General features: G+C 62.2%; 12 protein-coding genes. 5 read left to right on the forward strand and 7 right to left on the reverse strand.

The features are described from left to right. Positions 1–79: 79 nt before the first annotated feature. Entirely contained in the window at positions 80–823 is a 744-nt protein-coding gene (locus tag J3P86_RS05940) for a phosphatase PAP2 family protein (RefSeq protein WP_434625672.1), read from the reverse strand. A gap of 319 nt (positions 824–1,142) precedes the next feature. Here J3P86_RS05940 and colR point away from each other — a divergent pair, with 319 nt between their 5' ends. From colR to J3P86_RS05965, 5 genes are all read left to right on the forward strand, one after another. Beyond that, positions 1,143–1,826: a two-component system response regulator ColR gene (colR, locus tag J3P86_RS05945; RefSeq protein WP_030142512.1), complete on the forward strand. Its 684-nt coding sequence runs from the start codon at positions 1,143–1,145 to the stop codon at positions 1,824–1,826. Beyond that, positions 1,816–3,093 (forward strand): sensor histidine kinase, encoded by a 1,278-nt coding sequence (locus J3P86_RS05950; RefSeq protein WP_305496342.1) that lies wholly within the window; start codon positions 1,816–1,818, stop codon positions 3,091–3,093. Before colR ends, J3P86_RS05950 begins: the two co-directional genes overlap by 11 nt. Positions 3,094–3,216: 123 nt before the next feature. Then, a complete protein-coding gene (locus J3P86_RS05955; RefSeq protein ID WP_434695662.1) occupies positions 3,217–3,885 on the forward strand; it encodes a class I SAM-dependent methyltransferase in 669 nt (222 codons plus the stop codon). A gap of 5 nt (positions 3,886–3,890) precedes the next feature. Continuing rightward, positions 3,891–4,604 (forward strand): lipopolysaccharide kinase InaA family protein, encoded by a 714-nt coding sequence (locus tag J3P86_RS05960; protein WP_434625667.1) that lies wholly within the window; start codon positions 3,891–3,893, stop codon positions 4,602–4,604. Continuing rightward, positions 4,601–4,828: a hypothetical protein gene (locus tag J3P86_RS05965; protein WP_305496339.1), complete on the forward strand. Its 228-nt coding sequence runs from the start codon at positions 4,601–4,603 to the stop codon at positions 4,826–4,828. The genes J3P86_RS05960 and J3P86_RS05965 overlap by 4 nt, the downstream gene beginning before the upstream one ends. 40 nt (positions 4,829–4,868) lie before the next feature. Here the strand turns inward: J3P86_RS05965 and J3P86_RS05970 are convergent, their stop codons facing one another. The 6 genes from J3P86_RS05970 to gap form a co-directional block, all read right to left on the reverse strand. Beyond that, complete coding sequence (locus tag J3P86_RS05970) at positions 4,869–7,895, reverse strand: multidrug efflux RND transporter permease subunit (protein WP_434699651.1); 3,027 nt, start codon at positions 7,893–7,895, stop codon at positions 4,869–4,871. 13 nt (positions 7,896–7,908) lie between these two features. After that, positions 7,909–9,057 (reverse strand): efflux RND transporter periplasmic adaptor subunit, encoded by a 1,149-nt coding sequence (locus tag J3P86_RS05975; protein ID WP_434625663.1) that lies wholly within the window; start codon positions 9,055–9,057, stop codon positions 7,909–7,911. Between the two features lie 131 nt (positions 9,058–9,188). Further along, the gene (locus J3P86_RS05980; RefSeq protein ID WP_305496336.1) at positions 9,189–10,286 is read right to left on the reverse strand and encodes a DUF1513 domain-containing protein; all 1,098 of its coding nucleotides are present in this window, start codon (positions 10,284–10,286) and stop codon (positions 9,189–9,191) included. 2 nt (positions 10,287–10,288) lie between these two features. After that, positions 10,289–11,353 (reverse strand): imelysin family protein, encoded by a 1,065-nt coding sequence (locus J3P86_RS05985; protein ID WP_305496335.1) that lies wholly within the window; start codon positions 11,351–11,353, stop codon positions 10,289–10,291. Between the two features lie 28 nt (positions 11,354–11,381). Beyond that, positions 11,382–12,809 (reverse strand): di-heme oxidoredictase family protein, encoded by a 1,428-nt coding sequence (locus J3P86_RS05990; protein WP_434699652.1) that lies wholly within the window; start codon positions 12,807–12,809, stop codon positions 11,382–11,384. 178 nt (positions 12,810–12,987) lie between these two features. Further along, on the reverse strand, positions 12,988–13,989 hold the full coding sequence (gene gap / locus J3P86_RS05995; protein WP_305496333.1) for a type I glyceraldehyde-3-phosphate dehydrogenase: 1,002 nt from the start codon (positions 13,987–13,989) through the stop codon (positions 12,988–12,990). Positions 13,990–14,028 lie beyond the last annotated feature (39 nt).

Here is a 14,028-nt window from a genome sequence, read left to right on the forward strand (position 1 = left end):
AAAGCGGCATAACAATCAACATTGATGTTGCTGATCCGACGCTATCGCGAGCAGGCTCGCTCCCACATTGAAATTATGTTCAGGCATTGACGGAGCGGGTGACGATCATACGTTCAGGTGTGGAAACTGGTCGGTACAGAACGCAGTAATAACACCCGAGGCAAATCAGCCAGCAGAACACCGCCGTCCAGACGTTGTGGGAGAAAAAGTGCGCCCCTTGCATCATGCGTCCCACGGAAAACACCGTGCCCAGGGCAAAGGCGAACACCAGCGCCTGGCGTGCGAGGCGTGGGCGACGGTCACGCAGTACGAAAAACAACGCGAACAGCGTGAAGCCGGTGGCGGCATGCCCGCCGGGCCAGCATCGGCCGGGCTTGTCGGTAGCCGGGCGTGGGCTCAGTAGCTCACTGTAGGTTTCCTTGCCACCGAACTCCTTGAGACTCCATGGGCATTGCACTGCCGTCACTGCCTTCAAAGGCGTGACAAACGCAGTCGCCAATGCCAGCGACAGGACCAGGCAACCCAGCTCACGTTTGTACGGCTTGAGCCGAGCGATAAAAAACGAGGCGACAAACCCCACGACCGCCAGCACGGAAAACCCGATGACCAGCTGTTTGGCCCGGTCATGCAGGATGTCTTCCAGGAAAAAACTGTGTCGACCGATAAACCCACCCGCCGTCGGATCGTAAAACAGCTTGGCCACGTTCATGTCCAGGCTGGTCAGTTCCAGCAACACCAGAATGGCTGCGACCACGGCGGGCAGGCCCAGGGCGACCCATAGATTCAGGGGCCTGGAAGCGGGGCGGATGGCAGTGGAAACCATGGCAGTACCTTTGATGGGAGTTTTCGTGATCAGCGCGTTGCACAGTCTGGTCTGCGTTGCGTTCGGGTGGTGTGAAGGTTGGGTGAAAAACTCGTCAACACCCGCGCAGCCCCGCTGCTGAGGGCTCTTGACCTTTGTGGAGCGAGCCTGCTCGCGAAGGGGCGGGACATTCAACCCGGATGGCGGCTGTTCCACCGCCTTCGCGAGCAGGCTCGCTCCCACAGTGACTCGCACTGCGTATACAACCCTAGCCGTAAGCCACGCTTGGCCTTAAGCTGCGCGGGCCACGACGATTGCCCCGTGCGCAGAGGAGATGCCCATGCGAATTCTGTTGGTTGAAGACAACCGTGACATCCTGGCCAACCTGGCCGACTACCTGGGCCTCAAGGGCTACACGGTCGATTGCGCACAGGACGGTTTGTCAGGGCTGCACCTGGCCGCGACCGAACACTACGACTTGATTGTGCTGGATATCATGCTGCCGGGCATCGACGGCTATACGCTGTGCAAGCGCCTGCGCGAAGACGCCCGGCGCGATACACCGGTGATCATGCTCACCGCGCGGGACCAGTTGGATGATCGTTTGCAGGGTTTCAAATCCGGGGCGGATGATTACCTGGTCAAGCCTTTTGCCTTGTCGGAGCTGGCGGCGCGGATCGAAGCGGTCATGCGGCGTGCCCAGGGCGGTGGCCGACGCGCGTTGCAAGTTGGCGACCTGAGCTACGACCTCGATACGTTGGAAGTGACCCGGGAAGGCAAACTGCTCAAGCTCAACCCCGTGGGCCTCAAGTTGCTGGCGGTACTGATGCAGAAAAGCCCCCACGTGCTGCGGCGCGAGATCCTTGAGGAAGCCCTGTGGGGCGATGATTGCCCGGATAGCGACAGCCTGCGCAGCCATGTCCACCAATTGCGCCAGGTGATCGACAAACCGTTTGAAAAACCGTTGCTGCACACTGTGCACGGCGTCGGCTATCGGTTGGCCGAGGGCCGAGATGGAGTTTAAGCAAAGCCTTGCGCAACGGATCATCATCGCTTTTGCGCTGATGAGCGCATTGGTGGCGGGAGCGTTTGCACTGGGCATCGTGGCAACGGTCCATCTGGTGGAGGAAAAGCTGATTTCCGCCGGGCTCGGAGGCGACCTGCAACGCCTGCTGTTGATGGACAGCGTTTCCGACTGGAGTCATCGCCCGGAACCCGACCAGCTGTTCTATTTCAGCGGCGGCCCGGGAGACTTCGAGTTGCCCAGGGACCTGCGTCACCTGCAACGTGGCTTTCACGAAGTCTTTCGCGAACAGCTGTCCTATCACGCGATGGTAGAGATCGTTGACGGTCGGCATTACGTGCTGTTGCAGGACCAGAGCGATTTCGAGGAGCGCGAGCGGGTGCTGTTTGCCGTGGTGCTGGTGGGCTTCGTGCTCAGTCTGGCGCTCGCGGTGTTCCTGGGCTGGGTCCTGGCACGCCGGGTGATGGCGCCGGTGGTACGTCTGGCCCGGCAGGTACGGCATCGCGACCAGTTGCTCGGGCTCGCTCCGCCATTGGCGCCGGATTATGCCGCTGATGAGGTGGGCGAGCTGGCCGTGGCGTTCGATGCCACGCTGGGCCGGTTGCGCCAGGCCCTGACCCGGGAACGGTTGTTCACCAGCGACGTGAGTCACGAACTGCGCACGCCGTTGATGATCCTCGCCACCTCCTGCGAATTGCTGCTGGAGAATCCGGCGCTGGACCAGCGTGGTCGCACCCAGGTCGAGCGCATCAACCGCGCCAGCGAAGAAATGCGCGAACTGGTGCAGACCTTCCTGATGCTTGCCCGGGCCCAACGCGAGGATAACGGCATGTCGCCTCGCTCGACGCTGGGGCAGGTCGCGGAAAACCTCCTTGGGGTCTGGCGTGCGCCGATCGAATCCAAGGGCCTGACCTTGATCTTCGAACCAGGGCAAACCACCGATACGCAGTACAACGCCACGTTCCTGACTGCCGTCATGGGAAATCTGCTGCGTAACGCCTTGCATTACACCGACCAGGGTTTTATCCGCGTCTCGCTGACCGCCACGGGATTTGTCGTCGAGGACAGCGGCGTAGGCATTCCCGAGGAGAAGCGCGAGGCGATGTTCGAGCCCTTCGTGCGCGGTAACGAAAAGCGTGGCGAGGGACTGGGGCTGGGGCTGTCACTGGTGCAGCGGATCTGCGAGGACCAGGGCTGGACCGTGAGCCTCAGCACGATGGAACCCAACGGATGCCGTTTCGAGGTGGAGTTGAACCCGAAGTCCTGAGATCGGCGGCGAAAAATCTTGAAAACATTCAGCCGTTTACATGACGAAGTTTTCACAAAGGGATGACCTGTCCGCTACAAGCCGATCCCTAAGGTGGCGCCATCAACTCTGGAGGCGCCATCGATGTCCAATCCCATCAAGCTAGCTTTTTCCGCCAAGTACGACGAGCGACATGCCCAGCAGTACCTGCGCAAACACAAGACGGGGCTGAGCCGCCGTCTTTCCCACCGTCGGGACGAACAACTGGCCCGGCGCGCCTTGATGCTCGCGGGCGACCCGGGCCTGGTCCTGGACCTGCCGTGCGGAGCCGGGCGTTTCTGGCCGCTGCTGGCGGAGAAACCCGGCCGGGTGATCGTCGGCGCGGACAATTCCACCGCCATGCTCCAGACGGCATTGAAGGCACAACCGGCCGATGTCGTAAAACGGGTACAACCTTTGCACACATCTGCGTTCGACATCGCCTTGCCTGATAACGCCGTCGACAGCATTTTTTGCATGCGCCTCTTGCACCACATCGGCGAACCCGCGCACCGACTGGCGATATTGCGGGAATTCGAGCGTGTCACCCGTGACAGCGTGATCGTTTCATTGTGGGTCGACGGCAATTTCAAGGCCTGGAAACGCAAGCGCCTGGAGCGCACCCGTGGGCAGAAAGACTACCAGAACCGATTTGTGTTACCGGTCGCTACAGTTGAAGAAGAGTTTCGGCAGGCCGGGTTTCGCATTGAGGAACAGTTGGATTTCCTGCCGCTCTATGCCATGTGGCGAGTTTATGTATTACGCAAGGGGTAGCAGGCATGGTTGTACAGGTAGCAGGAGCCCAGGCGGCTTCTCGTAGTTGCTTTGACCAGATCTGGAATCAGCGTGGCGAGTGGGTGGAAGCCCCCAATACCCGGCGTGGCGGCGAAAGCGGTGTGCAGCGGATCAGCCATGATGGCGAGCTGTTTTATTCCAAGCGCCAGACCGGACACATTTACCGTAGCCTACTGCACCCGTTCGGCCGTCCGACCGTGTTGCGTGAAGAGCGAGCGCTGCTGGCCCTGGCGGAACTCGGCGTCACGGTACCCCAAGTGGTCTTTTGCGGCGCGCAGAGAGACCCGGTGCACAAGTGGCGGGCGCTGCTGGTCACCCGCGCTCTGGACGGCTTCGAGGAAATCGGGCGTTGGTATGCCGCAGGCGGCCGCGAGCGTCATGGCGAGGCGGTCCATGATCGTCTCCTTCAGGCCCTGGCCGAGAATCTCGCCCGCATGCACAAGGGGCGCTGGCAGCACAGTTGCCTCTACATCAAGCATGTATTCGTGCGAGTAACCGGAGAGGGCGAGTCGACCAAGGCCGAAGTGGCGTTGCTCGATCTTGAGAAATGTCGCCAACGGCTGACCGCACGCGGCGCGGCGTTCCATGACATGAGCCAGCTGCGGCGCCACTCGTCGTTCCAGGATTGCGACTGGGGAAAACTCGTCTATTTTTACGAGGCGGCGTTTGGCAGCGCTATCAAAGGTTTATCCCGATGAAACTAGAAATTGCTAGAGGTTTGTTTTTAGTCGGAGCCCTGGCAGTTGCATCCCTGGCGCTGGTGGTGTGGGAGCAGCCGCGCTCGCAGATCCTCAGTGCCTCCACTGTCGGCGCACATTGCCCGGTGCCTCGGGTGGCCAAGGCCAGCGAGGCGATCCAGCCGGACGACGACCTGTTGCTGTTCATGTTCAGTCTGTCCCAGGGCATGCGACCGCAGAGTTGAGCGTCAGGAAGCCCAAACACGGCCCCGATATCTGCATGCCTCAGGCTTTGTCCGGCTTGGCCAGCAAGGTGTAGACACACGGCAGCACGAACAACGTGAACAAGGTGCCGATCGACATGCCCGTGGCGATGACCGTGCCGATGTCGAAGCGGCTCACTGCGCCGGCACCGGTGGCCAGGATCAACGGCACCATGCCAAACACCATGGCGGCAGTGGTCATCAGCACCGGACGCAGGCGAATCGATGCGGCCTGTTCCACTGCGTCACGCGGACTCAAGCCTTGCTCCTTGCGCAGCTGGTTGGCGAATTCGACGATCAGGATGCCGTGCTTGCTGATCAGGCCGATCAGGGTCACCAGCCCCACCTGGGTATAGATGTTCATGCTCGACCAGCCGAGGAACAGCGGAATCAGTGCGCCGCAAATGGACAACGGCACCGTCACCAGGATCACCAGCGGGTCGCGGAAGCTCTCGAACTGCGCCGCCAGCACCAGGAAAATGATTGCCAGGGCCAGGCCAAAGGTGACCCATAACGCGCTGCCTTCCTGGACGAACTGACGCGAAGCTCCGGCGTAATCGAAGGCGAATCCTGTCGGCGCTTCCTCAAGGGCTATCTGGCGAACCGTCTCGATGGCCTCGCCCATGCTTACCGTGGGAAAGCCCGAGATCGTGACGGCATTGAGCTGCTGGAACTGGTTCAGTTGCCGCGGTCGTGCCTGGTCGCTGACCTTGATCAGCGTCGACAACGGAAGCGACTCGCCCTGGGCGTTCTTTACGTAATAGTTGTTCAGCCAGTCCGGATTGTCCCGGAATGGCCGCTCGACCTGGGCGATGACCTTGTAGCTACGCCCCTCCAGCGTGAAGCGGTTGATCTCCGCCTCGCCCAGCAGGGTCGCCAGCGTGCCGCCGAGGTCTTGCATCGAGACGCCCATCTGGGCGGCTTTGGCGCGATCGATGTCCACCACGACTTCAGGCTTGTCGAACGCAAGGTCGATGTCCATGAAGGCGAACTTGCCGGACTCCAGCGCACGCTTCTTGACCCGTTCGGCAATCTGCAGGAGCGTCGTGTAGTCCTTCGGCGAGTTGATGACGAATTCGAAGGGCAAGCCTTCGCCCGTGCCGGGCAGCGAGGGCAGGTTGAAGCCGAAGATCTGCAGGCCGGGCACGCTTTCGAGCCTGGCCTGGACTTCCGGGAGGATTTCCATCTGGGTGCGGCTGCGTTCGTTCCAGGGCTTGAGCAGGAAGCCGCCGATGCCCGACTGTACGCCGTTGTAGCCGTTGATCTGGAACGAAGAATAGTACTCGGGGAATTCCTTGAAGATCGTGATGAAGTGATCGGTATAGGCGTTCAGGTAGTCCAGGTTGGTGGTCTTCGGGGCGTTGGCCATCATGAAGATGATGCCCTGGTCCTCGTCAGGCGCCAGTTCGGACTTGGTGAACATGATCAGCACCGGGATCAGCAACAGCACGAGCAGGGCAAACACCAGCACCACCGGCCGGGTATTGAGCGTGCCGTGAAGCATGCGCTGGTAACGGGCCTTCAGGCGCTCGAAGATCACGTCCAGCCGATGGGCCAGCCCCGAGGGGTTCTGGTCATGACGCAGCAGCATCGCGCACATCATTGGCGAGAGGGTCAGGGCGACGACTCCAGAGATCACCACCGCGCCGGCGAGGGTCAGGGCGAACTCCTTGAACAGCGCCCCCGTCAGGCCTTCGAGCAGGCCGATCGGTGCATAGACCGCCGCCAGCGTGATGGTCATCGAGACCACCGGCATGGCGATTTCCCGCGCGCCTTCAATCGCGGCGTCGAACGGTGTCTTGCCCTCCTCGATGTGCCGGTGGATGTTTTCCACCACCACGATGGCGTCGTCCACCACCAGGCCGATGGCTAACACCATGGCCAGCAGTGTCAGCAGGTTCATGGAGTAGCCCATCAACTGCATGAAGAACATCACGCCGATCATCGACAGCGGAATGGTCACTACCGGAATGAGCACCGAGCGCAGGGCGCCGAGGAACAGGAACACCACGACGATGACGATCAGCACCGCCTCGAACAGGGTCTTCACCACTTCGTCGATGGAGGCCTGGATGAACAGCGTGGCATCGTAGGCGATCTCGGCCTTGAGGTTGGACGGCAGCTGGGCCTCCATCTCCGGCATGATCTTGCGCACTTCCTTGATGACATCGAGGGGGTTGGCGCCAGGGGTTGCCTTGATCCCGATGTACACCGAAGGGGTGCCACCGAAAGAGCTGATGGTGTCGTAGTTTTCGGCGCCCATCTCCACCCGCGCAACGTCCCGCAGCAACACGCGGCTGTCACCGTCAGTCTTGAGCGGGATACCGGCGAATGCCTCGGCGGATTTGAGTTCGGTGTTGGCGTTGATGCTGGTGACCACGTACTCGCCTTTCACTTCACCAGCAGCGGAGAGAAAGTTGTGCTGGCGCACGGCGTTGGTCACGTCGGCGGCGGTCAGGCCGAAGCCTGCGAGCTTGACCGGGTCCAGCCACAGGCGCATGGCGAATACCTGGTTACCGAGGATCTCCGCTTCAGCCATGCCCGGCAGCGTCGCCAGTTTTGGCTGGATGACGCGCGACAGATAATCGGTGATCTGTGGGTTGTTCAGCTCCTTGCTGAAGAAACTGATGTACATCAGCGCCGAGGCATCGGCTGCCTCGCGGCTGAGGACCGGGTCCTCGGCGTCCTGGGGCAGTTGGTTCTTCACCTCGTTGGCCTTGGCCAGCAGTTCGGTAAAGAGCCGGTCGCTGTTGGAACCGATGCGCGCGTAGACCGATATGACCGAGAAATTCTGGCGGCTGACCGAAGTCATGTAGTCGATGCCCTCGGCACTGGCCAGGCTCTGCTGCATCGGCTGGGTGATGTAACCCTGGATGGTCTCGGCGTTGGCCCCGGGGTAGGCGGTGGTCACCGTGATCAGGGCATTTTCCATCTGTGGATACTGGCGCAGGGGCAGCTTGCTCCAGGCCTGGAAGCCCAGTAGCACGATCAACAGGCTGACCACGGTGGCGAGCACCGGGCGGCGGATGAACGGATCGGTAAAGGCCATGGGGGTTCCTTGATCAGTCCGCGCGCGGTGGGCTGTTCTGTTCGGTCAGGGTCTTGTCGTCGCTGATGGCGATGGGCGTACCGTTGTCGAGCTTGATCTGGCCGGCAATCACTACTTCTTCGCCGCGCTGCACGCCCTTGGTCACCAGGACCTGCCCGTCACGGCGCTCACCGGTTTCGACAAAGCGCCGTTCGGCAATCAGGATCGGCTGGCCCTTGTCATCCTTCTCGACACTGCCATCGGCGGTTTTCTTCGGAGTGACCACGTACATGGAGTTGCCATAGAGGGTGTAGGTCACGGCGCTCTCCGGCACGACGATCCCGACGGCGAGGTCCGGCAGGATGACGTTCAGGTTGGCGAACATGCCGGGCAACAGCTTGCCGTCGGGGTTGGCGAGCGTGGCGCGCACGAGCACGTTACGGGTGCTGTCCTCGACCTTGGGGTTGATTGCGCTGATGGTGCCAACGAAGGTCTGGCCGGGATAGGCCGAGACGCTGACGTTGACTGGCTGGGCAACCGCCAGCCGAGGCACCGTCTGTTCAGGAACGTAGAAGTCGACGTACAGGCTGCTGAGGTCCTGCAGTGTCGCGATCACCGTGCCGCTGGCAAGGTAGTCGCCGACATCCACCTGGCGGATGCCGATGGTGCCGCTGAACGGCGCGACGATGTGTTTTTTCGCCAGCGAAGCCTTGAGCTGGTTGACCGTGGCCTGGTTCTTCTTCAACTGGGCCGAAAGCCGGTCGAACTCGCCCTTGGAAATCGCCTGGCTGCCCACCAGTTGTCGGCCACGGCCGAAATCCAGTTGCGACAGGCCAAGGTCGGCCTGCGCAGTTTCCAGCAGGGCGCTTTCGACTTCGCTGTCCAGTTGCAGGATCGGTTGCCCGGCCTTGACCTTCTGGCCGGATTCGAACTGGACCTTTTGCACGGTGCCGGCGATTTCCAGGCTCAGGTCGACGCCTTGCAACGCCTTGAGGCTGCCAACAGTGGGCAGGCGGGCTTGCCACGGCTGTTCGACGGCCTTGGCCACGGCGACGCTGACCGCAGGTTTGGGCGCAGAGAACATCTGGATCTGCTGATAGATGGAATAGGCCTTGTAGCCCGCCAGCGCCAGTACCACCAGCAGGACAACACCCAACATGATCAGCATGCGGCGTCGCAGCATGTTCCACTTCCTTGGAAAATAGCCGAGAGAAATACAGACAGGCGGGCACATTACCTTGAGTGCCCGGAGGATTCCAATCGGTGTTTGTCGGCAATGTGTAAGGTTTTCCCTGCGCCCTCCGCGCTTGCAGCTCAGACCAGATGCAGATGGTTGTCCCAGAGCCCCGCCGGCAGATCCAGCGGCTTTGCAACCAATTGTGGCTGCCGACAATCGTAGTAGCGGCATCGTCCCTGGCCCGACGTCACGACAAACCCGTCGGCTACCGCGCCGACCCCGGCGCAGTCCGGCAGGGGCGCGTCGAGGCGAACCTCGCCGCTGTCCAGGTCCCAGATGAAAAAACGGTTGCCCCGTGGCGCCGTCAGGGCTACCAGGCGCAGGTCGCTGTGCACGGCGACGCTGGCGGTGTAATGCCCCATGGCTTGCAGCTGGTATTCAGGTACCGGGAACGCCTTGAACGGTTGGCCCGGACGCTTGATCGCGAGCAATTCGGACGATTCGTGGGCCGCTCCCATGAACTGCTGGCCGGTGACGATGGTGCCATCGCTGGCGATGCCCATATGGCGCACGCTGTTCATCTGCTGGGCGAGGGTTTCCTTGCTCAACAGCGTGCCATCGCGGTGCATCAGCACCAGGCTCGGCTCCATGGCGTCGAGGTTCATTTCGACCCGGCTCTCGGCCTCGGTGCGGATGCCGCCGTTGGCCACCACCAGCGTCTCACCGTCGGGCAGCCACGACACCTGGTGAGGGCCGATGCCGTGGGTAGACAGTTCGCCACTGTGCACCAGCCGTTCGCCTTCGAAACGGTACACGCCGAGCAGGCCGCGTCCCGGATCGCTGGTATCGTTTTCTGTGGCGTACAGCCATTCGCCGCTCTTGTGGATCACCGCATGACCGTAGAAATGCCGGTTCGGCAGCGAGGTGATGGTCTGCAGCAGCGTGCCGTCGCGCAGGTCGACCAGATAGCTTTCGGTGCCCGGGCGGCGGGCGACGAACAGGGCGATCGGCAGCGCAGGGTGATTGATGATGTCATGGCAGCGCTGGCCAACCTGGGTGGCGAACACCCGTGTGCCGTCCAGTCGATAGCCGACCGCGTAGTGCTTGCCGTCGGCATCGTCCCGTGCCGACAGCAGTAATGGACTCTTGTCCTTTTGCTTGAACAGCGTCCAGCCGCCCAGGGTGATGGCGCCGAGCAGCAAGCTGCCCAGCGTCAGAGCCTGACGTCGAAACATGATCAGTCACCGTCGTTGGCGTTGAAGCCCAGTTGAATGCCCAGCGCCTTGGCCAGTTCGCCTTCATGCAGGCGATGGACGACGTTGAGGCTGTCGTACAAATCGTTGAGTTGCTGGCGCCCGGCGTCGTCACCGAGCATTTCGGTCAGTGAGCGCTGGCTGCTGGCGAACAGTTTCAACGAGGCGTCGTAGGCAGCGTCGATCTTGTCGGCCAGCGGCTTCTGCTCGCTTGGCAACAAACCTCGCAAGCCTTTGTTGTCGACGCCAACCCACACGGTCCGGGCGGCGCTCAGGCTGGCCTCAAGCCCTTGCAGCGACGACTGGCTGCGCCACGCATCGGCCTGGAACGGTTGCGGCACGCCCTTGCTCTGGCGGCCCATCGGCGTGCCGAGTTTTTTCTTCAAGGTGTCCAGGGCGGTCACCTGGACCCGCAGCAGGTCGGCGATCGCTTCATGGGAATCGGCATAGCGCTGGTTCGGGAACTTGCTCATCTGGGCGAGCATGCCGTCGTTGGTGTTCCACCGCGACAGGATCTCTTCGGCCAGTTGCTTCTGGCGTTCGCCGATGGCGATCAGCAGCGGGCAGTACTTGGCTTTCTGGGCGCTGTCGGCCATGTCGATCTTTGCGTCGAACAGCAGGTATTCGTAGGCCGAGAGCCCCTGCACGACGACGCTGGACTTGGCCAGGCCGGCGGCGTCGATCTGCGGCTGGCTGTTGACCAGTTGCTCGACCTGGCGGCCCACAAGGTTTTTCTTGTCCGGCCAGAACTGTACCTGCCAGGCGCGGTTGCCCTCCGCCAGCGGCCCGATCAGCAGCGGCTGGAGTTCAGCCCAGGCTTTTTGTGCCTTGAGGAAATCGGCGCGGGCGGTTTCCAGGTTTTCCTTGCCCTGGCAGAACGCCAGGGCGCTGGTCGCCAGTTGGCGGTCGGCCTCGACCCAGCGACTGTAGGTCGGCAGGATCACCTGCTTGGCGATGGCGGCCGAGGTGACCGCTTGCGGGTCCTGGGGCGAGCAGGCACCCAGGGCGATGGCGGCGAGGCTGGTGAACAACAGCTTGGGACGGAACATGTCGGGCTCCCGTTTTCGGAAAGTGCGTTTAAAGAGAGTTCAGGAAAGCCAACAGCGCAGCGCGCTGCTCGGCGTTGAATGCTAGAACCTGTCGCTGCGCCGCCTGGGCTTCGCCGCCATGCCAGAGCACGGCTTCGAGCAGGTTGCGGGCGCGACCGTCGTGGAGAAACTGGGTGTGGCCGTTGACGGTTTCGGTCAGGCCGATGCCCCACAGCGGCGGGGTCCGCCAGTCGCGGCCGCTGGCCTTGAATTCGCTGCGGTTGTCCGCCAGGCCTTCGCCCATGTCGTGCAACAGCAGGTCGGTATAGGGACGGATGACCTGGTTCGCCAGCTCGGGTTCGGCGGCGTTGGCAGACGTCGTGTACTTGGGAGTGTGGCAGGACTGGCAACCGGCCTGGAAAAACAGGTTCTTGCCCGCCAGTACCTGGGGCGAATCCACGTCGCGGCGGGCCGGCACGGCAAGGTTGCGGCTGTAGAACAGCACCAGCCGCAGAATATTGTCGCTGACTTCCGGTTCGCCCTCAGGGCCGTTGCCGTTGGGCGCGCGCTGGCAATCGAGCTGGGCCTGGGTGCAGTCGTCGAAGGGCCGCAGGCTGGTCGTCAGGCCCATGTCGCCGGAGAACGCATGGACGTTCTGTTGATTGAGGTTCGGTTGTCCGGCCTTCCAGCCGAAGCGCCCCGGCACGGTTTTTTGCTGGACGTCGTCCCAGACCATGTTCGGGCGACCGGCGATGCCGTTGTTTTCCCGCGCCTGTGACTCGGCATTGGCCAGGATGGCTGCATCGGGGATGGCCTCGAGCAGACCCAGGCCGATCATCGGCGGTGCGACACGGGCCGAAAATCGTGTGTCGGGGTGCATCGGGCCATAGCCCAGCTGGGTGATCTGCAGGCTCGGCTTGCGCAGTTCGACGACGGTGCCGTCCTTGAAGCGCACCGGGACGGGAGAGTAATCGACCCTGACCTTGCCTTCCGGCGCGACGCCCGGCACCGACATGTCCTGCAATTGCCCGCCATAGACCGGCTCCGGTACGACGCCGAGTTGTTCGATGAGCTTGGCGTAGGGCGGCGCATCGGGGATCGACAGGCGTACCAGCATCGACACCGCGCTGCTGGCATCCGGCGCCGGCGGATGGCCGCGACCGTCCTTGATGTGGCAGTTCTGGCAGGCGTTGGTGTTGAACAGGGGGCCGAGGCCGTCCCGGGCGGTGGTAGTCGAGGGCGCGATTACCCAGGGACTGCGGAAAAAACTGTTGCCGACGCTGAAGTCCACGCGCCGCGACGGCGGCAGATTGGCCGAGGGCAGCGAGAAGGCGTTCTGGTCGGCCTTGCGTACTGTCGCGCTGCCGCCGGATCTGGCTTCGCCGGGCTCGGCCTGGGTAAAACGCGGGGCGTCATCGCAGGCCGTCAGGCCCAGGGCCATGAACAGAGCGCACAAGCGAAGAGGCAACGACAGCATTGGAAATCCTGCGGGACGAGTGAAACGCGGGCGCAAAGTCTAACAGGGTGGGGGAGTTTGAATAAGAGGAATTATCGTTTGGTTCGAGGCAGATGCTTCAACCGCGTGGCGGTCGACGGCCTTTTTCGACTATCGCCCCCAAGGGAACAATAGTCGAGGCACACGCAGCTATCGGGGATTATTCGGCGTTGCACAGCGCCAGGCAGTTATCCAGCATGCGGTTGGAGAAACCCCATTCGTTGTCATACCAGGCCAGTACCTTGAGCAGCTTGCCGCTGGCCTTGGTGTGGTTGGCATCGAAGATCGACGACAGCGGGTTGTGGTTGAAGTCGCTGGAGACCAGCGGCAGGGTGTTGTAGCCAAGGATCTTCGAATGCTGGCTGGCCTGCTTGAGCAGCGCGTTGACCTCATCGGCCGAAGCTTCGCGCTTGAGCTGCACGGTCAGGTCCACCAGCGACACGTTGATCACCGGCACGCGCACGGCCATGCCGGTCAGCTTGCCCGCCAGCTCCGGCAGCACCAGGCCTACCGCTTCGGCGGCGCCGGTCTTGCTCGGGATCATGTTCTGGGTGGCCGAACGGGCGCGGTACGGGTCGCTGTGATAGACGTCGGTCAGGTTCTGGTCGTTGGTGTAGGCATGGATGGTGGTCATCAGGCCGCTTTCGATACCCAGCTCGCGGTGCAGCACCTGGGCCACCGGGGCCAGGCAGTTGGTGGTGCACGAAGCGTTGGAAATGATCTGGTGGGACTGGCGCAGGATGTCATGGTTCACGCCATACACCACGGTCGCGTCGGCGCCCTTGGCCGGGGCCGAGATGATCACCTTGCGGGCGCCGGCGCTGATGTGCGCGGCGGCCTTGGCACGGTCGGTGAACAGGCCGGTGCATTCGAACACGACGTCGATCTTTTCGGCGGCCCAGGGCAGTTCGGCCGGGTTGCGGATGGCACTGACCGCGATGCGGTCGCCATTGACCGTCAGGCTCTCGTGATCGTGCTGCACGTCGGCATCAAAGGTGCCGTGGACGGTGTCGAACTTGAGCAGGTGAGCATTGATCGCGCTGTCACCCAGGTCGTTGATAGCGACGATCTGCAAGTCGCGACGATAGCCTTGGGTATACAGTGCACGGAGGACGTTGCGGCCGATGCGGCCAAAACCATTGATTGCGATTCGAAGAGTCATTAACTGCGCCGCCGTCGATTTGTTGTTGGAATTACAAGA

This window comes from Pseudomonas sp. D1-1 (assembly GCF_051132225.1).
GTDB lineage: Bacteria > Pseudomonadota > Gammaproteobacteria > Pseudomonadales > Pseudomonadaceae > Aquipseudomonas.